General features: G+C 67.9%; 18 protein-coding genes. 16 read left to right on the top strand and 2 right to left on the bottom strand.

Annotated features, from left to right (window positions below):
- Window positions 1–183 precede the first annotated feature (183 nt).
- The 4 genes from AAG565_RS09685 to AAG565_RS09670 all read left to right on the top strand — a co-directional run bounded on the left by AAG565_RS09685 (window position 184) and on the right by AAG565_RS09670 (window position 7,531).
- Complete coding sequence (locus tag AAG565_RS09685; RefSeq protein WP_348819384.1) at window positions 184–2,481, top strand: DUF1302 domain-containing protein; 2,298 nt, start codon at window positions 184–186, stop codon at window positions 2,479–2,481.
- Entirely contained in the window at window positions 2,481–3,833 is a 1,353-nt protein-coding gene (locus AAG565_RS09680) for a DUF1329 domain-containing protein (protein ID WP_348819383.1), read from the top strand. Before AAG565_RS09685 ends, AAG565_RS09680 begins: the two co-directional genes overlap by 1 nt.
- 102 nt (window positions 3,834–3,935) lie before the next feature.
- The gene (locus AAG565_RS09675) at window positions 3,936–4,925 is read left to right on the top strand and encodes a YCF48-related protein (RefSeq protein WP_348819382.1); all 990 of its coding nucleotides are present in this window, start codon (window positions 3,936–3,938) and stop codon (window positions 4,923–4,925) included.
- Between the two features lie 32 nt (window positions 4,926–4,957).
- The gene (locus AAG565_RS09670; protein WP_348819381.1) at window positions 4,958–7,531 is read left to right on the top strand and encodes an MMPL family transporter; all 2,574 of its coding nucleotides are present in this window, start codon (window positions 4,958–4,960) and stop codon (window positions 7,529–7,531) included.
- Window positions 7,532–7,591: 60 nt separating this feature from the next.
- On the opposite strand, the gene AAG565_RS09665 is transcribed toward AAG565_RS09670, so the two are convergent.
- Window positions 7,592–8,422: a symmetrical bis(5'-nucleosyl)-tetraphosphatase gene (locus tag AAG565_RS09665; RefSeq protein WP_348819380.1), complete on the bottom strand. Its 831-nt coding sequence runs from the start codon at window positions 8,420–8,422 to the stop codon at window positions 7,592–7,594.
- A gap of 137 nt (window positions 8,423–8,559) precedes the next feature.
- On the opposite strand from AAG565_RS09665, the gene AAG565_RS09660 reads away from it, so the two are divergent.
- From AAG565_RS09660 to AAG565_RS09605, 12 genes are all read left to right on the top strand, one after another.
- Window positions 8,560–8,772: a Flp family type IVb pilin gene (locus AAG565_RS09660; protein ID WP_348819379.1), complete on the top strand. Its 213-nt coding sequence runs from the start codon at window positions 8,560–8,562 to the stop codon at window positions 8,770–8,772.
- 179 nt (window positions 8,773–8,951) lie between these two features.
- The gene (locus AAG565_RS09655; protein WP_348819378.1) at window positions 8,952–9,473 is read left to right on the top strand and encodes a TadE/TadG family type IV pilus assembly protein; all 522 of its coding nucleotides are present in this window, start codon (window positions 8,952–8,954) and stop codon (window positions 9,471–9,473) included.
- 31 nt (window positions 9,474–9,504) lie between these two features.
- Window positions 9,505–10,350 carry a Flp pilus assembly protein CpaB gene (gene cpaB, locus AAG565_RS09650; RefSeq protein ID WP_348819377.1) on the top strand — a complete coding sequence of 282 codons (846 nt, stop codon included), beginning with the start codon at window positions 9,505–9,507 and terminating at the stop codon, window positions 10,348–10,350.
- Window positions 10,351–10,360: 10 nt separating this feature from the next.
- Window positions 10,361–11,659 (top strand): type II and III secretion system protein family protein, encoded by a 1,299-nt coding sequence (locus tag AAG565_RS09645; protein ID WP_348819376.1) that lies wholly within the window; start codon window positions 10,361–10,363, stop codon window positions 11,657–11,659.
- 33 nt (window positions 11,660–11,692) lie between these two features.
- On the top strand, window positions 11,693–12,883 hold the full coding sequence (locus AAG565_RS09640) for a hypothetical protein (RefSeq protein ID WP_348819375.1): 1,191 nt from the start codon (window positions 11,693–11,695) through the stop codon (window positions 12,881–12,883).
- A gap of 25 nt (window positions 12,884–12,908) precedes the next feature.
- Entirely contained in the window at window positions 12,909–14,135 is a 1,227-nt protein-coding gene (locus tag AAG565_RS09635) for a CpaF family protein (protein ID WP_348819374.1), read from the top strand.
- Window positions 14,135–15,058 carry a type II secretion system F family protein gene (locus AAG565_RS09630; protein WP_348819373.1) on the top strand — a complete coding sequence of 308 codons (924 nt, stop codon included), beginning with the start codon at window positions 14,135–14,137 and terminating at the stop codon, window positions 15,056–15,058. Before AAG565_RS09635 ends, AAG565_RS09630 begins: the two co-directional genes overlap by 1 nt.
- Window positions 15,055–15,993, top strand: coding sequence for a type II secretion system F family protein (locus AAG565_RS09625; protein WP_348819372.1), 939 nt, complete (start codon window positions 15,055–15,057; stop codon window positions 15,991–15,993). Before AAG565_RS09630 ends, AAG565_RS09625 begins: the two co-directional genes overlap by 4 nt.
- The gene (locus tag AAG565_RS09620) at window positions 15,983–16,672 is read left to right on the top strand and encodes a tetratricopeptide repeat protein (protein WP_348819371.1); all 690 of its coding nucleotides are present in this window, start codon (window positions 15,983–15,985) and stop codon (window positions 16,670–16,672) included. Before AAG565_RS09625 ends, AAG565_RS09620 begins: the two co-directional genes overlap by 11 nt.
- Entirely contained in the window at window positions 16,669–16,944 is a 276-nt protein-coding gene (locus tag AAG565_RS09615; protein ID WP_348819370.1) for a DUF3613 domain-containing protein, read from the top strand. Before AAG565_RS09620 ends, AAG565_RS09615 begins: the two co-directional genes overlap by 4 nt.
- Window positions 16,945–16,946: 2 nt before the next feature.
- Window positions 16,947–18,689, top strand: coding sequence for a pilus assembly protein TadG-related protein (locus tag AAG565_RS09610; RefSeq protein ID WP_348819369.1), 1,743 nt, complete (start codon window positions 16,947–16,949; stop codon window positions 18,687–18,689).
- A gap of 33 nt (window positions 18,690–18,722) precedes the next feature.
- Window positions 18,723–21,752 carry a diguanylate cyclase gene (locus tag AAG565_RS09605; RefSeq protein ID WP_348819368.1) on the top strand — a complete coding sequence of 1,010 codons (3,030 nt, stop codon included), beginning with the start codon at window positions 18,723–18,725 and terminating at the stop codon, window positions 21,750–21,752.
- Here the strand turns inward: AAG565_RS09605 and AAG565_RS09600 are convergent.
- Window positions 21,742–22,179, bottom strand: a complete 438-nt coding sequence (locus AAG565_RS09600) for a universal stress protein (protein ID WP_348819367.1) — start codon at window positions 22,177–22,179, stop codon at window positions 21,742–21,744. The two genes, AAG565_RS09605 and AAG565_RS09600, sit on opposite strands and share 11 nt — an antisense overlap.
- Between the last annotated feature and the right edge of the window lie 160 nt (window positions 22,180–22,339).

Genomic DNA, 22,339 nt, shown 5'->3' with positions numbered 1-22,339 from the left:
CGCCCGGAGGCTCTACACTCCGACCAGCGCGGATGTGTGGAACTCGCGCGGTACCTACGAAGAAGCCATGCACGGGTTGACGGTGCGTGCGGAGGAAGAATCGCGGACCTGCGGCGGGGCGGGTGCGTGCTCCCATGCGCGGTGACCGTGCACTCGAATTGCGGAGCCTGGGGATCACGGATCATGTTCAGACACCGAACTTTCGTCAGCAGCATCAACCTTCGCCGTCTCGCGCTGCCGGCCGCAGCCGCGGCGCTGGCCTTCAGCGATTCCGGCCTCGCGCTGAACTTCGAACTCGGAGGCACCGAGGTCAAGCTCGAAAACCTGGTGTCGATCGGTGCGTCGATGCGGATGCAGAAACGTGACGACCACCTGGTCGGCAAGTCGAGCCTGCATCCGGGCCTGTGCGTCGCCCGCGTCGGTGACGACGGCTCCTCGGGCCCCGATCCTTCCGGCAACAACACCTTTTCCGGCGATACCTGCAGCGCCACGCGTCCTTCGCAGGACGGCAACGGCACCGCCAACGACTACTACGTGCGCCAGACCGGCAGCTACCAGCCCAACGGCGACAACGGCAATCTCAACTTCGACCGCTACGACATCGTCCACGCGACCGCCAAGCTGACCAGTGATCTCACGGTGGATCTGTTCGGCTTCAACATCTTCGCGCGCGGCCTCTACTTCTTCGATGCGAATTACGACGATTTCCGCGAACTGCACCCGGACACGACGCTGCAGCCGCGGCGCACGGACTACCCGGATTCGGCGCGCAAGGTCAATGCCAACGACTTCCAGATGCTGGACTACTTCGTCAGCCGCGCCTTCGAGGTCGGCGGCCGTCCGGTCAGCGCGAAGCTCGGCAACCAGGTGATCAACTGGGGCGAGAGTGGTTTCCTGGCACTCAACAGCCTCAACACCCTCAATCCGTTGAACCAGGCGCTGCTGCGCATTCCGGGCTTCGACATCAAGGAGCTGTTCCTGCCGGTCGGCATGTTCAGCGTGAATGCCGACGTCATGGACGGGCTCAACGTCGAAGCCTTCTATCAGTACGAGTGGAAGCCGTTCGTACTCGATCCCGCCGGCAGCTTCTTCTCGTCGGCCGACATCCTCGGCGCCGGTGCGACCTACGCGATGCTGTCCTTCGGCAAGGCGCCGGAAGATCCCCTGGAGCTGTACCGGCCCTACCGCAATCCGAACGATCCGGCGGCGGTGCTCGGCTCGCAGTCGGATCGGACGATGGCGCGCAACTTCGACGAGGAGAAGGCGCGCAGGCCCAAGGACGGCGGCCAGTACGGCGTCGCGCTCAAGACCTATCTGGAAGGTCTGAACAACGGCACCGAGTTCGGTTTCTACTTCGCCAACTACCATTCGCGCGTGCCCACCATCGGCCTGATTGCCGCCGACGCGACCTGCATTCCCGACTCGCCGCTGCCGCCGCAACTGCAGAATCCGGCGACCAATTTGGCGGCGCTGCTCAACCCTTCGGGCTGCGGCGTGCCGCTGGCCAACTTCCAGGCGCTGGCGCTGCAGCAGGCCGGGCAGAGCGTCACCTATCAGCCGTCCACCGGCGCCAACGACCCGCTGCCGGTGGGCTCAGTCAGCTATTTCGCCGAGTACCCGGAAGACATCCATGTCTTCGGCGTGTCGTTCAACACGACGCTGGGCGACTGGGCCTGGTCGGGCGAGTACGCCTTCCGTCCGAACCTGCCGGTTCAGGTCCACATCACCGACCTGGTGTTCGCCGGCCTGCAGCCGGCCTTCCCGGCACAGGACTTCTCGCTGGGCGTCGCGACGCTGCCCGGCCGGCGCACCGCGGTGCCGGATTTCGTGTCTGGCTATCGCGGCGTGCAGTATGGTCCCGGGGACTACATCCGCGGCTACGAGCGCATGAAGGTCGGCCAGCTGGGCACGACCTTCCTCAAGACCTTCGGTGGCGACAACCTGCTCAATGCCAGCCAGATCGTGTTCCTGCTGGAGCTCGGCCTGACGCACGTGCTCGATTTCCCCGACATCTCGGAGCTGCAGTTCCAGGGCGCCGGTGTCAACACGCACATTTCCAACGGCGCCGACGGCAGCGTCGGCATCAATCCGCGCGACGTGCGCACCGATCCGAACGATCCGACCACCAACCGCGGCACCGCGACCCTGCGGCAGAACCCCACGGCGCATCCCGACCAGGCGGGTTTCGGCACGGCGCTGTCCTACGGCTACCGCCTGGTGACGCTGACCAAGTACGAGAACCTGTTCTGGGGCATCAACTTCGAGTTCCTCAATGCCCTGTTCCACGACGTCGAGGGCGTGGCGCCGGGGCTGGGCCAGAACTTCGTCGAGGACCGCATGCAGATCCTCTCCGGTATCCGCTGGGACTACCTGTCCACGTACACGGGTGAGATCCGCTACACCTGGTTCACCGGCACGCACACCCGCGACGCCACGCACGACCGCGACAACCTGCTGGTCTTTTTCGGCTATCAGTTCTGATGCGGGCGTCGCGCTGGCTGGTCCTGCCGCTGCTGGCCTGCGTGGGTGCCGCCGCGGCGCGCGTGACCGATGACCAGGCGGCGCGGCTGGGCGGCGAGCTGACACCGCTGGGCGCAGAACGCGCCGGCAACGACGAAGGCAGCATTCCGGCGTGGAGCGGTGGCCTGACGGTGCCACCGCCCTGCTTCGGCGGTGCCGGTGCGCGCTACTGCGAACCCTATCCGGACGACCGGCCGCTGTTCGTCATCACCGCGGCGAACCTGACGCAGCACGAGCACCGGCTCAGCCCGGGTCAGATCGCCCTGCTGCGCCAGTTCCCGGACAGCTACCGCATGCCCGTCTATGCGACGCGCCGCTCGTTCGCCAATCCCGATTTCGTCTATGCGGCGACCCTGCAGAATGCCACGAGGGCCGAACTCAAGGAGGAGGGGCTGGCCCTGCTCGGCGCGGCGACGGGGGTCCCGTTCCCGATTCCGGAAACCGGCGCCGAGGTGATCTGGAATCACCGTACCCGCTACCGCGACCAGGGCGTGCGGCGCTGGAACAACCAGTTTGCCGTCAACGCCTCGGGCGACTACGGCCAGATCAAGCTGCGCGAGGACGTGCTGTATCGCTACAGCCAGCCGGGTGCGACCCCGGCGTCGCTGGACAACGTGCTCTATTACTTCCTGCAGGTCACGCTGCAGCCGCAACGTCTGGCGGGCTCCGTGCTGTTGATTCACGAGACGCTGGACGGCGTGCGCGAGGCACGCCGCGTCTGGCAGTTCAATCCCGGCCAGCGCCGCCTGCGGCGCGCGCCCAATGTCGGCTATGACAATCCGGGCATCGGCGCCGACGCGCTGCGCACCGACGACCAGAGCGACGGCTTCAATGGACCCCTGGACCGCTACCGCTGGAAGCTGCTCGGCAAGCGCGAACTGATCGTGCCCGCCAACAGCTATCGCCTGCACAGCGATACGCTGCGTTACGTGGACATCCTGCGCAAGAACCACATCGACCAGGATCTGACCCGCTACGAGCTGCGACGGGTCTGGGTCGTGGAGGCGCAGCTGCGTCCAGCCACGCCGCATGTCTATCGACGGCGCGTGTTCTACGTGGACGAGGATGGCTGGCAGATCCGCGTGGTCGATCTCTACGACGCGCGCGAGAAGCTCTGGCGTGTGCAGGAGCTGCATTCCGTCATCGCCTACGACAAGCCTTACGAGCTACCGGTGTGCGAAACGGTGTACGATTTGCAGCACAAGCGGTACTTGGCGCAGGCACTGAACAACGAAGATCCGGAAACGGTGACGCTCGTCCGCGACGTCGAACGCTTCGAGCCGGGGGCGGTGTCCAAGTTCGTCAGGGAGTGAACGCGCGGTTGAGGAGTCTTCCGTGGACGGCCGAGGTGCCGGACGGGGACGGGAAGTGAGCACACCCGCGATGGGGCGTGCGGACAGAATAGAGGGGAACAGATGAACATGCGCAAGAACCGCTGGTTCGGCAGCCTCGCGGCCGGCCTGCTGCTGGGCTCCATGGCGGTGTGGGCCCAGGACGGTGCGGATGGCGCCGATGGCGGCGCGCCGTCGGTGAAGTCCCTGCCGTCGGAGATACTGCCGAGAACGCCCAAGAGCCTGCTGCTCGACATCGTCAATACCGGCGCGCGCCTGATTGCGGTCGGCGATCGCGGCGCCGTGATCGTCTCCAACGACGGCCAGGACTGGGTGCAGGTGCAGACCCCGACGCGTTCGGCGCTGACCGCGGTGGATTTTCCCGATCCCGACCACGGCTGGGCGGTGGGTCACGATGCAGTGATCCTGCATACCGCCGACGGTGGCCGCACGTGGGCGCTGCAGCACTTCGCGCCGGAACTGGAGAAGCCGCTGCTCGACGTGCTGTTCCTCGATGCCAGCCGCGGCTTCGCCGTTGGCGCCTACGGCCTGATGTATCAGACCGACGATGGCGGGCAGACCTGGAACGAGGTGGATTCGCCGATTCGCGCAGGTGAGCTGCACTTCAATGCCATCACGCGCCTCAATGACGGCACGCTGTTCATCGCCGGCGAGCAGGGCACCCTGGCGATGTCGGCCGATGAGGGGCGGACCTGGACCATGGTGAAGTCGCCCTATGAAAGCTCGCTGTTCGGGGCTGCACCGCGGGGCGAAAAAGGCGTGGTGATCTTCGGTTTGCGCGGCAATGTGTTCGTCGCCGACGATGCGCGCAATCCCGTCTGGCGCGAGGTCAACACCGGCTCGGTCGCGTCAATGTTCGGCGCCACGCAGACCGACGACGGGCGTCTGGTGATGGTCGGCCTCAACGGCAACATCATGGTTTCGGCGAACGGCATGGATCATGTCGAGCTGCTCAAGTCGAAAGCCGGTACGCCGCTGTCCGCGGCGATCGGCTTCGGCGGCGGGATTCTCGCGGTCGGCGAATCCGGCGTGCAGCCGATCGCACTGCGCTGACGGGCCGGCAAGAACACCAAAGGGGACAAACCATGGCTGGCAAAGTAGCGTTCAACCAGGAAGCCATACTCGCCGTCGTCGAGCCGATCATTTACGGCAAGCGCGTGCTGATGCTCGTGCTGCTCGGCGTGCTGACGGCGCTGTTTGCCTGGTTCGCGGCGGGCACGCACGTCGATGCCGGATTCGACAAGTCGATTCCGCTCGAGCACCCGTACATGAAGGTGCTCAAGCAGTACGAAGATGATTTCGGCGGTGCCAACACCGTGCTCGTCGCGCTGATCCAGAAGGACAAGAGCCACGACATCTACAACGAGCACTTCCTGACCAAGCTCAAGCAGGTCACGGACGAGATCTTCTTCCTGCCCGGCATCGACCGCTCGCGCGTGTCCTCGCTGTTCACGCCGGACGTGCGCTTCGTCGAGGTCGTCGAGGGTGGATTCGCCGGCGGCAACGTGATCCCGGCCGAGTATCAACCCAACGAGTACTACTTCAATCTGGTGCGCGGCAACGTCGGCAAGGGCGGCCACGTCGGCCGTTACGTGTCCAAGGACCAGCGCGGCGCGATGGTGTTCTCGGAGCTGCTGGAAGTCGATCCGGTCACCGGCAAGAAGCTCGACTACCGCGAAGTCGCCCGCCAGCTCGAACAGAAGATCCGCGGCCAGTACCAGGACGACCAGATCGACATCCATATCGTCGGCTTCGCCAAGGTCATCGGCGATGTCACCGATGCCGCGAACGAAGTGGTCATGTACTTCTTCGTCGCCCTGGGCATGACCTTCATTCTGCTGATCCTCTACCTCGGCAGCTTCAAGCTCTCGATCCTGCCGCTGGTGTGCTCGTTCATCGCGGTGATCTGGGAGTTCGGACTGCTCACCGCGTCCGGCTTCGGTCTCGATCCGTTTGCCATCCTGGTGCCGTTCCTGATCCTGGCGGTATCGGTGTCACACGGCGTGCAATACACCAGTTCCTGGGTGTCGGAGCTGGCGACCGGCAAGAACGGCTATGACGCCTCGCTGGAGACGTTCCGCCGCCTGGCGATTCCGGGCACGACGGCACTGATCACCGACCTCGCCGGCTTCCTGACGATCCTGCTGATCCCGATCGACATCATCCGTGAAATGGCGATCAATGCCTCCTTCGGCATGGCCGCGATCATCGTGACGAACAAGATCCTGATGCCGATCTGGCTGACGTATATGAACGTCAAGGACGTGGAGACCTTCGTCCAGAAGCAGGAAGCCCGCGAGTCGGTCCTGCTGCCGCTGTTCCGCGCGATGACCGTGGTCACGCGGCCGGTGCCGGCGGCGATCGTGATCATCGTCAGCGCCGTCGCGTTCGGCTTCTCGCTGTGGATGTCGAAGGGCATGCTCTACGGCGACTCGCAGGCCGGTGTGCCGGAACTGCGTCCGGACTCCCGCTACAACAACGATTCGAACGCGATCACCGCCAACTTCACGATCGGCACCGACATCATCAAGGTCATCGCCGAGACCGATCCCGAGGCCTGTATCAAGTTCGACGTGATGGAGCAGATCGACCGCTTCGGCTGGCACATGGAGAACGACGAGGGCGTGGCCTCGATCCTGTCCCTGCCGTGGGCCGCGCGCACCGTCAACTCCGCGTTCTCGGAGGCCGCTCCGAAGTTCAAGGTGCTGCCGCGCAACCAGTACGTCATGGTGCAGGCGATCACGCCGATCCCGACTTCGTCGGGCCTGCTCAATCCCAACTGCGCGGCCATGGCGGTGTTCCTGTTCACCAAGGACCACAAGGCCGAGACGCTGGCACGCCTGACCGACGAGGTGAAGGCGTTCAACGCGGCCAATGCCAAGCAGTGGTTCGAGCTCAATCCCGGCGTCGATGCCGCTTACTGCGATCGCAAGAACGCCGCGCGCAGCACCTGGCTCGACGCCAAGGTCGCGCTGAAGAAGCAGATCACCCAGCTCAAGGCGCGGAACTTCAGCGACGCCGACGTGGACGCGCATGCGCGGGTGATCGAACTGCGCAAGCGCGTCGACGAGAGCAAGCTCGCCCTCGACGGTTACGACAAGGCCTGCCCGGTCAACTTCGCGCTGGCCAGCGCCCAGGGCGGCGTGATGGCGGCGTCCAACGAAGTCGTCAAGGCCAAGGACAAGCCGATCCTGTACTACGTCTATGCGGTGATCATCGTCTTCCTGTGGCTGTCGTTCCGCAACGTCGCCGGCGTGTTCTCGATCCTCGCGCCGCTGTACCTGGTGTCGGAGATGATCGTTGCGCTGATGGCCATGACCGGCATCGGCATGAAGGTCGCCACGCTGCCGGTGGCGGCGCTGGCGGTGGGTATCGGCGTCGACTACGGCATCTACATCTATTCGACGATCGAGGAGTTCGTGAAGAAGGGCAAGAGCCTGGCCGATGCCTACTACGAAACCTTGCGCATGACCGGCAAGCCGGTGATGTTCACCGGACTGGTGCTGTCGGGCTCGGTGGCGACCTGGCTGATGTCCGGCCTGCAGTTCCAGGCCGACATGGGCCTGCTGCTGACCTTCGCGTTCTTCGCCAACATGATCGGCGCGATCGTCGGTTGTCCGGCGATCTGCCGTTACCTGATGAAGTTGCCGAACGGTTGACCCGGCGGCGGCTTGCCGGGTCTGTACGGGCCCCGTCCGTCGGGACGGGGCCCATGCACTTCAGATTCGCGCGGGTCGGACCGTCGGTCCCGGTACCTGGAACAGCTCCCGGTCGTCGAGTCGCAGCGCCGTCAGCGGTCCGCCCCAGACGGCGCCCGTGTCCAGACCCCAGACACCCCACTGCGGCCATTCGATGCGGCCGAGTGTGGACCAGTGGCCGAAGACCAGGGTCGTATCGCGGCTGGCGCGTGCGGGCACCGCGAACCACGGCAGCAGTCCGGCGGGTTGCGTTCCGGGCGCGCCCTTGTGGTGGAAGTCCATGCTGCCGTCCGCACGGCAATAGCGCAGGCGCGTCAGCGCGTTGATCACCACGCGCCAGCGGTCCGCGCCGGTCAGCGTCTCGTCCCAGTGCGCCGGATGGTTGCCGTACATCCGGGGCAGGAAACGGCGGCGTGCGTCGGCGTCGCGCAGGACGGCTTGCGCCTCGGCGGCCAGCGCCAGCGTCTGGTCCGCGGACCATCGCGGCAGCACACCGGCGTGCACCACCAGGGTCGCCGTGTCGGGGTCACGCCAGGCCAGTGGCTGTTCCGCAAGCCAGGCGAGCAACTCGCCGGCGTCGGCGGCATCCAGCACGTCGGCCAGGCCATCCCCCGGCTTGCCGATGCCCTGTGCGAGGCCGAGCAGGTGCAGATCGTGATTGCCCAGCACGCTCGACGCGCTCGCGCCCAGACTGCGCACGAGGCGCAGGACACCGGCCGAGTCCGGCCCGCGCGCCACCAGATCGCCGGTGCAGACCAGGCGGTCGCGGCCGGGATCGAAGCGGCACAGATCGAGCAGGCGTTCGAGGGATGCGCGACAACCCTGGATGTCGCCGACAATGTAAGTGGCCATCGCAATCGAGTGATGAGCGGATCGCAGCCGATGAACGGTATCAAACCGCCTGCCCGTCAGCTTTGACGCTGTACCGCCGCAACACCATAGTACTCACACGTACGGCGGAGTGCCGGCCTGGTCCATAGGAGCGGTCCATGTTGATTGAGTTTATCGAGCAGTTGCGCGCCTTCATCAAGGACGAGCGCGGCGCCAGCGCGGTGGAGTACGGCCTGATCGTCGGCCTGATCGCCGTGGCGCTGATCGCGGTCCTGCTGTTGGTCGCCGGCGATCAGAGTTCCGGTCTGTACGGCCTGTTCCAGGCCGTTGCCGATCAGGTCACCGGCGCCGGCACACCCTCGACGCCGTAAGATCTAACATCCATACCTCCGCTCGAAGGCGGAGGGATGTGGTGGGCGCCCCCGGCAAGCGAAGGCGCGATAACTATGACGGCTCCGGACCTCGAGTCTGCCTGAGCCGGTGGGGCGTGCGCCGCAGTGCGGACGGCACGGGTGCCGATACGCGGGGGCGGACGGGCAGGGGTGCAGCGATGGGCATGAACGCAACGAGTCCAGCGGGGTCGAGGGGGCGGCGCGAGACCGGCGCGGCGCTGGTCGAGTTCGCCTTCGTCTTTCCGATCCTGTTCCTGCTGGTCTATGGCGTGATCGTCTACGCCTACGTTTACGTGATCCAGCAATCGATCACTTACGCCGCCCAGGAGGCTGCCGAGGCGGCGGTCGCGGTGTCGCCCGCGGTGGACGACTATTTCACGCAGCAGCAGACGGTGGTGCGCGCGACGGCGGTGTCGGCACTGTCCTGGTTGCCGCCGAAGCAGCGCGAGCGCGTGCTGGGCGCTGCCGGCGAGAAGGTGGACGTGCAGCCCTGCCTCAAGGGCGCGTCCGGATGTCCCGTCGATACCGATGCCCTGCGCGTGACGCTGCGTTTCACCGTGCGCCCGGACAGCTCCAACTGTTCTAAGGACGCACTTTTCCCTATGCTTAACCTGTATTTCGTGGGCTGTGTGCCGCCGCTGCCAGAAACCTTGACTGCGACCGCAGTCGTCCGGATCTGAACGCGGCCTGTCGGGGAACAGGAGAGTTCGCATGAGCAGCACGACGCTGAAGATCGTCGCTGTGGTCGCGGTACTGCTGGCGGTCGTGCTCGCCATCATCGGTTTTCAGATGAGCCGCAACTACGCCGAGCAGGCGCAGAAGGCGCAGCAGCGCGTGCAGCAGCAGGAAGTGCAGCAGACGCTGGCCGTGGTCGCGCTCAAGCCACTGGCGGCGTACAAGCCGATCGCGCGCGACGCGGTCGCGCTCGTGCCGGTGTCGGTCGTGCCGGCCAATCCCTACGAAAGCATCGACGATGTGGTCGGCAAGGTGCCGCTGGTCGATGTCGATGCCGGTGCGCCGGTCACGCGGCGCTACTTCAAGGAAGGCAACGTGCTGGCGCGCATCATCCCGCCCGGCCATCAGGCGGTTTCCGTGGAGGTCAACGACGTCATCGCCGTGGGCGGTTTCGTGCGCCCGGGGGATATCGTCGATCTGCTGCTGTACCTGCGCGGCGGCGCCGGGGTCGATGAACCGCAGTCGCGCGTGCTGCTCAAGGACGTGCGTGTGCTCGCCTACGAGGAACGCATCATCGACCGCCCGGAGGGCATCAAGGAGGACGAGAAACAGCGTTCGCGCGTGCGCACGGCGGTGCTCGCGGTGCCGGACAAGGACACCACGCGCGTCATGCTGGGCGCGAGCCTCGGCGAGCTGCGCCTGGCCTTGCACAGTCCCGGCGAACCGGTGGCAGCGGAGACGGCGGCCGCGGCACCGGACAAGGCGATCGGGGTGAGCGAGCTGACGCGCATCCGGCCGCCGCCTTCGGTGCAGCCGACTCCGCCCCCGCCGAGTGTCGAAATCCTGCGCGGCAGCGCGCGCGAAGTCGTGACCACCCGCTAAAGGCAACGTCATGAAACAAGCATTGATCCGCATCTGCTTGGCCTGTCTCGTGGCGCTGACCGCCGGCCCCGCCGCGGCGGTGGACCCCGGCAAGGTCCTGATCGTCGAAAAGGGCACCCACAAGCTGCACCGCGAATCCACCGAGGTGACGCGCGTCGCCGTCGGCAATCCCGAGATCGCGGACGTCAACGTCATCAATCGCCGGGAGGTGCTGGTCACCGGCAAGGCGCTGGGCGTGACCAGCCTGCTGGTGTGGACCAAGTCCGCGCCGGCGCCCAGGGAGTACCGCATCCGCGTCGGCACGGTGCGCGATCCGCTGCGTCCGCCGCAGGCGGATCCGGAGCTGGCGCGGGCCGCGATCGACGAGGGACGCGCACTGTCCGGTCAGCTGCCCAATCTGATCGCCCATCGCCGTGCGGCGCAGGCGGCGCAGGCGCCGCGCGAAAACGCGATCAGCGACAGCAGCACGGTGGCGCTCGACACCCAGGTGCTGACCAAGATCAAGGTCGCCGAAGTCAGCCGTTCGACCGCGCAGCAATATGGGCTTGGACTGGGTTACACGCGTACCGGCAGCAACAGCACGGTGACGCTGGCGGCGCCGACGCGCTCGGCGACGCTGCTCGACAACGCGTTCAGCCTCGTCTTCGGGCGGGATCTGGGCGACAACGGCCGCATCGATGCGGTCCTGGATCTGCTCGAGAGCCGCGGTCTGGCGCGGGTGCTGGCCGAGCCGAGTCTGGTGGCGATGAGCGGACAGACCGCGACCTTCCTGGCCGGCGGCGAGTTTCCCGTGCCGGTCAGCCAGAGCGGCACCAACAGCGGCGGCATCTCGGTGCAGTACAAGGAATTCGGCGTGCGCCTGTCGCTGTCGCCGACGGTGCTCGCGCGCGACCGCATCGCACTCAAGCTGGCGCCGGAAGTCAGCGATCTCGACTTCTCCGCCGGCATCCAGGTCGGGGGCGTCGCGGTCCCGGCGCTCAAGGTCCGGCGCACCGATACGACCATCGAACTCGGCGACGGCGAGACCTTCCTGATTTCCGGTCTGGTGCGCAGCGACCTGATCAACAGCGTGGACAAGTTCCCGGGGCTCGGCGACATTCCGATCCTCGGGGCGCTGTTCAAGTCGAGTCAGCTCGACCGCGAGGACCGCGAGCTGGTCATGGTCGTGACCCCGCATCTGGTGCGGCCGATCGCGCGCGGCGCGCGGCAGCCCAAGCTGCCGGGTGCCGAGTACGACCGCTACGACCCTGGCTGGGCGCGCACCATCTTCCTGGAGAACGGTGACTTCGCTGCGGGATTCAGCCGCTAGAATCCCGGTTTCGAGACCCCGGATGCCCACATCATGAAGACCCAGGCTGTCGTCGTCGCCGACGATCCCGTGTACCTGAGCTGGCTGGAAAACGCCGCGGGGCAGGGGGCCGAGTTTTCGCTGGTGCGGCCGCTCGACGCGGAGGATCTGATCGAACGCGTGCAGTTGATGGGGCGCGTCGATGTCGTGTTCTTCCAGTTCGAATCGGCGAATCTCGATGCGCGCATCAGCATGATGGAACGCCTGGCGGAGCGCATGCCGGACCTGCCGATGGCCGGTCTGGGCCCCGACAGCAATCCCGACATCGTGCTCGCGGCGATGCGCGCCGGGGCACGCGATTTTCTCGTGCTGCGCCGTGACGAGAGCGACGTCGCCGCGCTGCTCGGCAAGCTGCTGCGGCGCACCGCGCCGGCGACGCGGTCGGCGCAGAAGCAGGGCAAGATGATCGCGGTGTTCGCCGCACATCCGAGCGCGACGATCGCCTTCGTCGCCGAGCACCTGGCGCTGTCGATGGTCGAATCCCTGCCGCGCAGCGAACCGGTGCTGCTGGTCGATATGGCGACGCCGGCGGGGGCCGGGGCGATCTTTCTCAACGTCAATCAGTCCTACAGCGTGCTGGATGCGATCAACGACGTGTATCGCTGCGACCAGACGCTGGTCGATACCGCGTTCGCCAAGCACGCCAGCGGCCTGTACCTGCTCAGCCTGCCGGAGGATCTGGTCGGCCGTCCGCAGGCGAACTTCGAGGAGTTCATCAAGCTGCTGCAGGTGCTGCGCGGGCTGTTCGCCTGCGTCGTCGTCTCCTTCGACGGCCATCTGCCGCTGGAGACCATCGCCGGGCTGGTGACGCAGGCCGACCGCTCCCTGCTGCTGACCGACCAGTCGATCATCAAGTCGCGGCACAGCAAGTACCTGCTGCGCGCGCTGCGCCTGGAGGATTGCCCGCTCGATCGCACCGCACTGGTCGTGGACAACTACCGCCGCCGGATCGGCCTGGAGCCGGAGAATCTCGCCGAGATTCTCGATCTGCCGGTGCTGGGAACGCTGTCGGCCGGCAATGGCCACGCGCGCGTGCAGGCGATGAACGCCGGCGAGCCGCTGTTCACGGTGGCGCCCAAGGATCCGTTCTGCACGGACGTGCGTGCGCTGGCGGCGGCGGTCCTCAGCGGTCAGGCCCGCGCGCAGAGCGCCACGGGCGGCCTGCTCAGCCGACTGTTCGGTTAGGGATGCGCTGGGGCGGGAGCACCACGTGAGCACGGTCCACACCGATCCGCAGATCACGCGCTTCCGGCTGTCGGACCAGTACCAGCAGCTCAAGAACAGCTTCCACCGCCATCTGATCCAGCAGATCGAGGAACGCAATCTCGACATCGACCGCTGGGACGAAGTCAAGATCGAACGCTTCGTCACCGAGCAGATGCGGCGTTATGTCGTCGAGCAGCGCCTGCCGGTCAACCAGCGCGAATCCGAAGCGCTGGCCCGCGATGCCCGCGATGAACTCATGGGTTTCGGCCCGATCCAGACGCTGGTCGATGACGACAGCGTCAACGACATCGTCGTCAACGGCCCGAACAGCGTGTTCATCGAGCGCGACGGCAGGCTCTACACCGCGCCGGTGCGATTCTTCAATGACGCCCACGTCGTGCGCGTGATCCAGCGCATCCTCGCGCCGATCGGCCGCCGCGTCGATGAATCCACGCCGATGGTCGATGCGCGACTGCCCGATGGCTCGCGCGTCAACGCCATCATTCCGCCGATCGCCCTCGACGGTCCGTGCATTTCGATCCGCAAGTTTCGCAAGCAGCCGCTGCTGGCCGACGACCTGCTGCGTTACGGCACGCTGAGCCAGACCGAGCTGGAATACCTGCGCGAACGCGTGGAGAAGCGTACGAACCTGCTGGTCGTCGGCGGTACCGGCTCGGGCAAGACCACCTTCCTGAACCTGCTGTCGCAGTGGATTCCGGCCGACGAGCGCATCATCACGGTCGAGGACGCGGCCGAACTGCGCCTGCACCACAGTCACGTCGTGCGCCTGGAGACGCGCCCGCCCAATCTGGAGGGCGAGCGTGCGGTCACCGCGCGTGATCTGGTGCGCAACGCGCTGCGCATGCGTCCGGACCGCATCATCGTCGGCGAGGTGCGCGGCAACGAAGTGCTCGACATGCTGCAGGCGATGAACACCGGCCACGATGGTTCGATGACGACGCTGCACGCCAACAGCTGCCGCGACGCGATCCATCGCCTCGAACTGCTCGCCGGCTTCGCCGGTTACACCGGCAGCGAGATCACCTTCCGCGGCCAGGTCGCTTCCGCGATCCAGCTGATGGTGCACGTCAGCCGTCTCAAGGGCGGCGAGCGTCGCGTCATGTCGATCACCGAGATCCTCGGCACGCGCGGCCACGAGATGCTGATGCGCGACCTGTTCCGATATGACCTCGAACGCGGCGAGCACATCGATTGCCGGGAGGCGGTTTGATGGCCATGTACGTGTTCTTCCTGTTCGCGCTCGCGCTGGCCGGCCTGGCGATCTGGTTCTTCGCCAGCGCCGGCCAGCGCGAGCGCGAGGAAGAAGTCCTGCTGCGGCTGCGCGCGATGGGGGGCGACGAGGCGGCCTACGTGATCCGGCACGGCGACGGCCAGATCCGCAATCCGGTGCTGCGCTGGGCCTGTCATCTGATCTGGCGCACCGGCTCGGACATGAATGCCGACACGGTGGCCCGCATCCTGCTGGTGCTGGGCCTGCTGGCGGTCATCGCCGTCGCCGTGCTGGGCCTGTTCGGTGGGCTGTGGGCCACCGGCGTGGTCATCGCCTTCGGCTGGGCGTGGCTGAGCCGGCGCGCGGCGCAGCGGCGCGCGAAGATCACCGAGCAGCTGCCGGCGTTTCTCGAAGCCGTGATCCGCGTGCTCGCCGCCGGCAACACGCTCGACGAGGCGATCTCGGCGTCGGCACGCGAAAGCCCGGAGCCGATCCGTCCGCTGTTCCTGAGTGTCGGCCGGCAGGTGCGCCTGGGTGCGCCGATCGAGGCCGTGCTGATGGAGACCGCGGAGATCCACCGTCTGCGCGATCTCAAGGTCATGGCGCTGGCGGCGGCGATCAATCGCAAGTACGGCGGCAGCCTGCGCAACGTGCTGCGCAGCCTGATCCAGGCGGTGCGTGCACGCGACACCGCGGCCCGCGAACTGCGCGCGCTGACCGCCGAGACACGCTTTTCCGCACTGGTGCTGTCGATCATCCCGGTCGGACTGATGCTCTACATCTTTGCGCAGAACCCGGATTACTACCGCAACATGTGGGCGGACGGGGTCGGCCGCGTCTTGCTGGTGCTGTCGGTCAGCCTGCAGCTGGCCGGCATCTTCGTCATCTACCGCATGATGCGTTCGACCGAGGAGCCATCGTGACCCCGGTGCTGTTCGCCAGTCTGGTGGCCGGCGCGATCCTGATCGCGCTGTTCGGTGTCGGGGTTGTCGCCATTCTGCTGCTGCGTGCGCGCGCCGAGTCCCACATCCGCCAGCGCCTGGCACCCGAGGCGGGCGGGCTGGAGGCCTTCGAGGATACGCCGAGCACGCCGTTGCTGGCCTCGATGGCGCGCGGCGGGCGCGTGATGGAGGGCATCGTCGATACCGAGGGCGAGAGCGGCCGCCTGCTGTTGCAGGCCGGCTGGCGGCGCGCCGACCAGCGCGTGCTCTGGTACGCCTTCCAGGCGGCATTGCCGGTATTGCTCGCGGCGCTGGTGCTGGTGTTCTGGGCCTTCGCGCAGGTGCCCAACAAGGGCATCATGCTGCTGCTGTTCAGCTTTGCCGCGATCGTGCTGGCCTTCCTGCTGCCGCGCTGGATCCTGCGCGGCGTCGCGGCGTCCCGGCAGCGGCGGATCAAGAGCGAAGTGCCGCTGTTCCTGCATCTGCTCGTGCTGCTCTTCGAGGCCGGGCTGTCGTCGCGGCAGGCGCTCGCGAGCCTCGTGCGCGAGGGGCGCGGCGTACTGCCCGAACTCGGCCTCGAACTGGAGCTGCTGATCCGGCAGCTCGATGCCGGCGCCGACATCGCCGAAGCCTTGAAGAACCTGTCCGAGTCCGTGGCCGTCGAGGACCTGAGCACCGTGCTCGCGGTGCTGCGCCAGGTGGACCGCTACGGCGGCGAGGTGCGCGAGCCGCTGCTGGAGGCGTTGGGCGTCATCGAGGAGCGGCGCAGCCTGGATTTGCGCGAGCGGGTCAACCTGCTGTCCGGGCGCATGACCGTGGTCATGGTCATGTTCTTCTTCCCGGCGCTGCTGGTGTTCGTCGCCGGGCCGGCATTCCTCGCCCTGATCCGGGCGCTCGGAGAGGTCAATGTGCGCTGAGCGCGGCCTCTGTGCACTCGTCGCGGCGCTGCTGCTCGGCTTGGGCGGCTGCGCGCTGCCGCAGCGCGTCGATGCGCCGCAGGCCACGGCGGCCGGCGCGGCCGAGTCGCGGCGTGTCTATACCGACTTGATCCGGTCGATGCTCGAACAGCGCCAGTACTACGCGGCGCTGGCCCATGTGCAGGAACGGCAGCGCGAGGGCGGTGACCGCGACGAGCTGCGTTACCTGGAAGCGGAGGCGCGCCGGGGTCTGGGCCAGTTCGAGGCGGCCGACGCACTCTACAAGGGTCTGCTGCGTTCGCCGCAGGCCGCGCGCGCCTATCACGGGCTCGGCCTGCTGCACGCGGGGCGCGATCTGAATGCGGCCGCGTTCTATCTGCGCGAAGCGGCGCAGCGCGCGCCCACCGACGCCGACGTGCGCAACGATCTGGGCTATGCCCTGCTGCGCGCCGGGCGTCATGCGGAAGCCATGACCGAGCTGGCCACGGCCGTGGAGCTTGCGCCGGACTCGGAAAAGGCGCGCAACAACCTCATCCTGCTGTTGCTGGTCCGCGGTGACGAGGCGGCGGTCGGCCGTGTCGTCCGCGACGCCGCAGTGGCGCCGGAGACGGTGTCGCGTCTGCGTCAGCAGGCGCGCATGCTCAGTGCGCCCAGAACCGTTCAAGGAGGCTCGCCATGAACCATCGTAGAGGCATGTTGACCGCGCTGATGATGCTGGGACTGCCGCTGGCCGCGCTCGCGGCCGAGCCGCGCGAACCGGCGGTGGGCGACGACACCCGCACCTGGCTCGAATACCAGGAGAGCGGCCGCGCCGCGCCGCCCGACGTGCGGCCAATGCCGGGCGAGGTCGCCGACAAGGTCTATCAGCGCTACCTGCAGAGCTTCGAGCACAAGATCCCGGAGCGTTACGAGCGTGAGCGCTTCGTGTCGTCGGGGTCCGGTGGTTCGTGACCATGGACGGGCGTCCGCGTCGGTCGGCAGGGGCGGGTCAGCAGGGCCACGCCGGGCCGCGCCGCCAGCGCGGTGCGGTCGCCGTGCTCGCGGCGCTCGCGGTCGCGGCCGGTCTGGTGGCGCTCGCCCTGGCGATCGATGTCGGCCGTCTGTACAGCGCGCAGCGCGATCTGCAGCGCGTCGCCAATCTCGCCGCGCTCGATGCCGCGCGGGTGTCGGGCGGCTGCCTGGGTGAGCCGGACGACCCCGGGCTCGCCGCGTACAACGAGACGCTCGGCAGCATCGAGCGCAATGACGGGCATCGTCACTCGATCGCGCCCGTCGCCGTCGAACTCGGGCGCGAGGTGCGCGCCGGCGGCAAGCGCGTGTTCGAGGCGGTGCCGGGCCGAAGCCGCCAGGCGGTGCGCGTGGTGCTGCGCCGGCCCGCGCCGACCCGCCTGCTGCCGCTGGCACCGGCCGCACCTCAGCTGGTCGCCAGCGCCGCGGCGCAGTCGCGGCCCTATGCCAGCGTGCACGTCGGCAGCCGCCTGATCGACCTCCATCCGGACCTAAACGGGATACTGCCAGCGGCGTTCGGCGGTGCCAGCCCCGGCCTGAGCGGACCCAGCTACCGCAGCCTGTTCGAGGCCAGCGTGCCGGTGGACACGATCATCGACGGCATCGGCGACGAGACTCCGGATTCGGTCGATCGCCGGCCGCTCTCCGTCGCCGAACTGCTGCATCGACTGGCGGATGCGCTCGCGGCCGCAGGCAATGACGCCGCCGCCGCGGCCGCGCAGGCCATCGCCGATGCCTCCGACAGCAGTGCCCAGCTGATGCCCGAGCAGATCGTCGCCGTCGAACGCGACGCTGCCGCCGCGCTCGGCCGCGCGCCGGTCGGCGCCGGCGATCTGACACTGCTGGCGGCGCAGACGGCGGCCGAGCAGCAGGGCGCGCTGATCGACCTGATCGTCACCCTGCCGCCGCCGTTGGGGGACAGCAGCGTCGTGCTGCGCATCCTCGATCCCGGGCAGATCGCGCCGCTGACGCCGGGATCCGGCGGTGAGGGCGAGCCGGAGTTCGCATCGAACACGCAGGCCCTCGTGCAGGCCAACCTGGTGGCGCCGTCGACCGCACTGGGTAGGCCGCTGCAGCTGCCGGTCTGGGTGGAGGTCGCCCAGGCCACGGCGCGCGTCACCGACATCGAGTGCGCGCGTCACGGCCAGCCGCAGGACATCGTCCGCGTCGATGCGCGCTCCAGCATCAGCCGGGTCGGCGTGGGGCGGTTCAACAACCTCGGTGCACCCGCGCCGGTGCCGCAGCCGGCGACCCTGGTGGACGTGAACCTGCCCGCCGGGCTGCTCGGCATACCGGTTCCGGTCCGCGTCCGGGTCACCGGGTCGGCGTTCGTCGATCTGCCGGGTGACGAGCGCTCGCTGGACTTCGCCGGCCCGTACCCGCAGTCGCAGGCGATCGGCCGGACCAACGTCCTGGCGCTCTACGATGCCGTGGCACAGTTGCCGATGAACCTGGCTCTGGACGTGGACATCGCCCCGCTGGGCGGGCTCGGCGCCGTCAGCGGCGCCCTTCTGGCCAGTGCGCGCCAGACCCTGCAGCAGGCGTTGCGCGCCGAGGTGGCCGATGCCTTGGCACTCGCCTCCGATCCTCTTGCGGACGCGCTGGCGCGCGCCGGTCTGACCGTCGGTGGAGCCGACATCACCGTTTATGGCGTGGTCGCCAAGGAGCCGTATCTTTTCACGCGCTAGCCGATCGACGGAGCCCAGCGCGCGCAGGAGCGCATGAACAAGAACGCCTGGCTGACTGCGTTTGCTGGCTTGTGTCTGGCCCTGCTCACGGCGCTGGTCGGCTGGTGCCTGTGGCAGGCGCGTGGATTGCAGCTGCGCCTCGACCATGCCTACGTCGCTGCGGAGGCGGCCCGCGTGCTCGCGCCGTTGCTCGGCCAGACCAGCGGCGACCGGCGCCTGCGCCCTGCAGTGGACGGCCTGATACAGCGCCGGGATCTCGCGCTGCGGTACCTGGCGGTGCGCGACGCCGATGGCGTGCTGCTGACGCGCGCCGGCGTGATCGAGTCGCTGCACCTGCCCTGGGTCCCCGAGGAGGTCCAGCAGCGGCTGCGGCTGCGTGCGTACGCGCTGCTCGGCAGCTCGGGGAGCGAACGCTTGTTCGACGCCGAGCGTCGTCTCGTCGGCAGTTTCGACTACAGCCTCGATCCCGGCGATGTCGATGGCGTGCAGGTGGAGGCGGTGAATGCGCTGCGGCTCGCCGGCTGGCTGGCACTCGCCCTGGCGATTCCGGTCGGCGGCATGTTCGTCGTCGGGCTGCGCCGGCATCTGCGCCAGCCGCCGGCCTGGTCCTGGCGCGCGGACCCGCAGGCGCGGCTTCCGGGCGGCGACGGTGGCGTGGTCGCGCAGGACGATTTCCGCGAGCGTGCCGGCGCACTGCTCGATGCGCTGGACTACGGCATGATCGTCACCGACCGCGAGGCACGCATCCTGTATCTGAACAGCGGTGCCGAACGCCTGACCGGCTGGAGTGCCGGCGACGCGCGCGGCCGCCTGCTGTATTCGGTGTTCCATGCCGTCGATGCGGCCGGCGAGCCGCAGCACAATCCGGCGGAGCGCGTGCTGGAGACCGGACGTGCGCAGGCGCCCGAGATCGGCCAGTTGCGGCAGCGCCAGGGTGCGCTCGTGCCGGTGGAGATGAGCGCCCACCCGGTCCGTGCGCGGCCGGCCGTGCTCGACGGGGCGATGCTGCTGTTCCGCGACACGACGCCGCATCAGCGCGAACTCGATGTGCTGCGCCGCGAGGCGCGCCTGTCACAGGCGGTCGTCGATCACCTCGACGAGGGCCTGCTGACCACCGACATGGCCGGCGTCGTGCGCTCCGCCAATGCGCGCGCCGAGCGCATGTTCGGCTACGCGCGCGACGAACTGGTCGGCTTCACGATCACCAAGCTGATGCCGGTGCCGTTCCTCAACGCGCCCAACGTGCGCATCACCGATTACATCAGCGGACGCGCCGGCGGCGGTCTGCCCAAGGTGGTCGGCTGGCGCAAGGATGCGACGACGTTCCCGGTCGAGCTGTGGGTGCAGACGATGCGCGCCGAAGGTGCCGATGGCCTGGTCGTGATCGTCCGCGACATCAGCGAACGCCTGCGCGGCGAGAATCTGGCCTCGCGCCTGGGCCGCCTGCTCGACAATGCCACCGAGGAGGTCTACATCTTCGACGCGCAGTCGCTGCTGTTCCTCGAAGTCAACCGCGGCGGGCGGCGCAATCTCGGCTACCGCCCGGAACAGCTGACGCGGATGACGCCGCTCGACATGAGCGAGGAACTCGATGCCGACTCGTTCCGAAACTATCTGACCAGCCTGCGCGGCGGCGACACCGACCACGTCGTGTACCGCTGCCGGCACCGGCGCGCCGACGGCAGCAGCTATCCGGTCGAGGTGCGCCTGAATTTCTCGCGCGACGAGGAGCCGCCGGTGTTCATGGCGATCGCCACGAATATCACCGAACGCATCGCCTACGAGGAGAAACTCAATCAGCTCGCGCACTTCGACTCGCTGACCGGACTGCCGAACCGCATCATGCTGTTCGATCGCCTGCAACAGGCGGTGCTGGCGGCGCAGCGCAGTTCGCGCCTGCTCGGCGTGTTCTTCCTCGACCTCGACCGCTTCAAGCAGATCAACGACAGCTACGGGCACGAAACCGGCGACCAGGTGCTGGTCGCCGTGGCCGACCGTCTGCGTTCCACCGTGCGTCCCAGCGATACGGTCGCGCGGCTGGCTGGCGACGAATTCGTGATCATCGCGCCGGGCCTGCGCTCCGACCAGGACGCGGAATTCCTTGCGCAGAAGCTGGTCGAGCGCTTCGAGCAGCCGCTGGACCTGCCGGGGCGCTCGATCACCTCGCGGCTGAGTGTCGGCATCACCCTCTATCCACTCGACGACAGCGATGTCGAAGGCCTGCTGCGGCACGCCGACAGCGCGATGTACCAGGCCAAGCAGAGCGGGCGCGGCTGCTACCGGCTGTTCACCACGCAGATCGATCCGGACCGCCGCCGCCAGCACGAGCTGGAGCGCGACATCCATGCTGCGGTCGCCCTCAACCAGTTCGAGCTGTCGATGGCGCCGGCCTGCGATGCCAACGGCCGCGTCCACGTCCTGCTGAGCCGGCTGCGCTGGCAGCACAGCCGCCACGGCTGGATCGAGCAGGACGAGATCTGGCAGGCGGCGGGTCGCGCCGGCCTGATCGCCGACGTCGAGCTCTGGCAGATCGGTGCGGCCTGCGAGCAGCTGCAGACCGCGGGCGGCTGGAACCTGCCGCGGCTTCCCCACGTCCTGCGGCTTTCGGGCTGGCAGCTGCGCGACCGTGATTTCATCTCGCACGTCCTCGAACTGATCGATCGCTACCACGTGCCGCCGTCCTGTCTGGTGTTCGCCCTGACGCCGGACGGACTGATCGAGGCGGGCAGCCGGCACGCCGACTGCGCGGAGTTGATCCGCCGCGGCGTGCGCTTTGCGCTGCGCCATTTCAACGTGATGCCGGCGAGCAGCGCGTTGCCGCTCTCCTACGTGCTCGCCGCGGGGCCGGTCATCGGCAGTGCCAGCGCGATCCGTGCCTTGCTCGGCGCGATACCGGCCGATACCGGTGTGATCGCGACCCGTGTCGGCAGCGCCGAGGAGCTGGCGCGGGTGCGTTCGGCCGGCATCGACTGCGTTTCCGGGCATGCGATCGCCGCCGACGTCAGCGGGCCGCGCCTGATCGAATGGCTGAAGACCGCGCGTCCGGCGCGGATCAGCCCGTAGAGAGGCAGACGGCCAGCACGTCGCAGCGCGCGCGCTGCACGACGTCTTCCTCGGTGTGGCTGAACAGCGCCGACAGGCCGTGGCGGGGATGATGGCCGACGACGATCAGGTCGGCGCCGAGTTCGCGCGCCGCGCGATGGATCTCGGCAGCGACGCCGCCGCTGGCGACGCGCAGCTGCGCGTCGCCCAGGCCGTGGCGCTCGCACAGGTCCTTGAGCCGCAGTTCGGCCTGGCGCTGCAGCTGGCTGGCCAGGTCCGGCGGTGCCGCCATCAGGGCTTCGCCGGTTTCGAGCGGGATGTACTCGACGACGTGCACGATCGACAGGCGCGCGGCGAACGCGGCAGCCAGGGCCTTGGCGCGCAGGGCGACGCCTTCGCCGTGCTCGTCCAGCGCGATCGCGGCGAGCAGGTGCTGGTAGGTCGGCATGATGGTCTCCTTTCGCGGCCCTGGCCGCGAGTGTCCCGCGTTCGTATTGCAGTTTCCAGTCCAAGCCTCTTCCAATGACACATGAGCCTGAAGGGGGTGCGTGATTCCAACGTGAAGTGAGCCTGAAAGGCCGGCGGGGCGGCGGGATCATCGGAGGATG

This window comes from Fontimonas sp. SYSU GA230001, from assembly GCF_040066175.1.
In the GTDB taxonomy this organism is placed as follows: Bacteria; Pseudomonadota; Gammaproteobacteria; order Nevskiales; family Nevskiaceae; genus Solimonas.
Note: the sequence above shows the minus strand (reverse complement) of the source record. Positions and strands in the feature narration are given on the sequence as shown.

Bases quoted from the DNA above. Each gene is read 5' to 3' on its own strand.
- AAG565_RS09685 (WP_348819384.1), top strand. From the start codon at position 184: ATGTTCAGACACCGAACTTTCGTCAGCAGCATCAACCTTCGCCGTCTC.
- AAG565_RS09680 (WP_348819383.1), top strand. From the start codon at position 2,481: ATGCGGGCGTCGCGCTGGCTGGTCCTGCCGCTGCTGGCCTGCGTGGGT.
- AAG565_RS09675 (WP_348819382.1), top strand. From the start codon at position 3,936: ATGAACATGCGCAAGAACCGCTGGTTCGGCAGCCTCGCGGCCGGCCTG.
- AAG565_RS09670 (WP_348819381.1), top strand. From the start codon at position 4,958: ATGGCTGGCAAAGTAGCGTTCAACCAGGAAGCCATACTCGCCGTCGTC.
- AAG565_RS09665 (WP_348819380.1), bottom strand. From the start codon at position 8,422: ATGGCCACTTACATTGTCGGCGACATCCAGGGTTGTCGCGCATCCCTC.
- AAG565_RS09660 (WP_348819379.1), top strand. From the start codon at position 8,560: ATGTTGATTGAGTTTATCGAGCAGTTGCGCGCCTTCATCAAGGACGAG.
- AAG565_RS09655 (WP_348819378.1), top strand. From the start codon at position 8,952: ATGGGCATGAACGCAACGAGTCCAGCGGGGTCGAGGGGGCGGCGCGAG.
- cpaB (WP_348819377.1), top strand. From the start codon at position 9,505: ATGAGCAGCACGACGCTGAAGATCGTCGCTGTGGTCGCGGTACTGCTG.
- AAG565_RS09645 (WP_348819376.1), top strand. From the start codon at position 10,361: ATGAAACAAGCATTGATCCGCATCTGCTTGGCCTGTCTCGTGGCGCTG.
- AAG565_RS09640 (WP_348819375.1), top strand. From the start codon at position 11,693: ATGAAGACCCAGGCTGTCGTCGTCGCCGACGATCCCGTGTACCTGAGC.
- AAG565_RS09630 (WP_348819373.1), top strand. From the start codon at position 14,135: ATGGCCATGTACGTGTTCTTCCTGTTCGCGCTCGCGCTGGCCGGCCTG.
- AAG565_RS09620 (WP_348819371.1), top strand. From the start codon at position 15,983: ATGTGCGCTGAGCGCGGCCTCTGTGCACTCGTCGCGGCGCTGCTGCTC.
- AAG565_RS09615 (WP_348819370.1), top strand. From the start codon at position 16,669: ATGAACCATCGTAGAGGCATGTTGACCGCGCTGATGATGCTGGGACTG.
- AAG565_RS09610 (WP_348819369.1), top strand. From the start codon at position 16,947: ATGGACGGGCGTCCGCGTCGGTCGGCAGGGGCGGGTCAGCAGGGCCAC.
- AAG565_RS09605 (WP_348819368.1), top strand. From the start codon at position 18,723: ATGAACAAGAACGCCTGGCTGACTGCGTTTGCTGGCTTGTGTCTGGCC.
- AAG565_RS09600 (WP_348819367.1), bottom strand. From the start codon at position 22,179: ATGCCGACCTACCAGCACCTGCTCGCCGCGATCGCGCTGGACGAGCAC.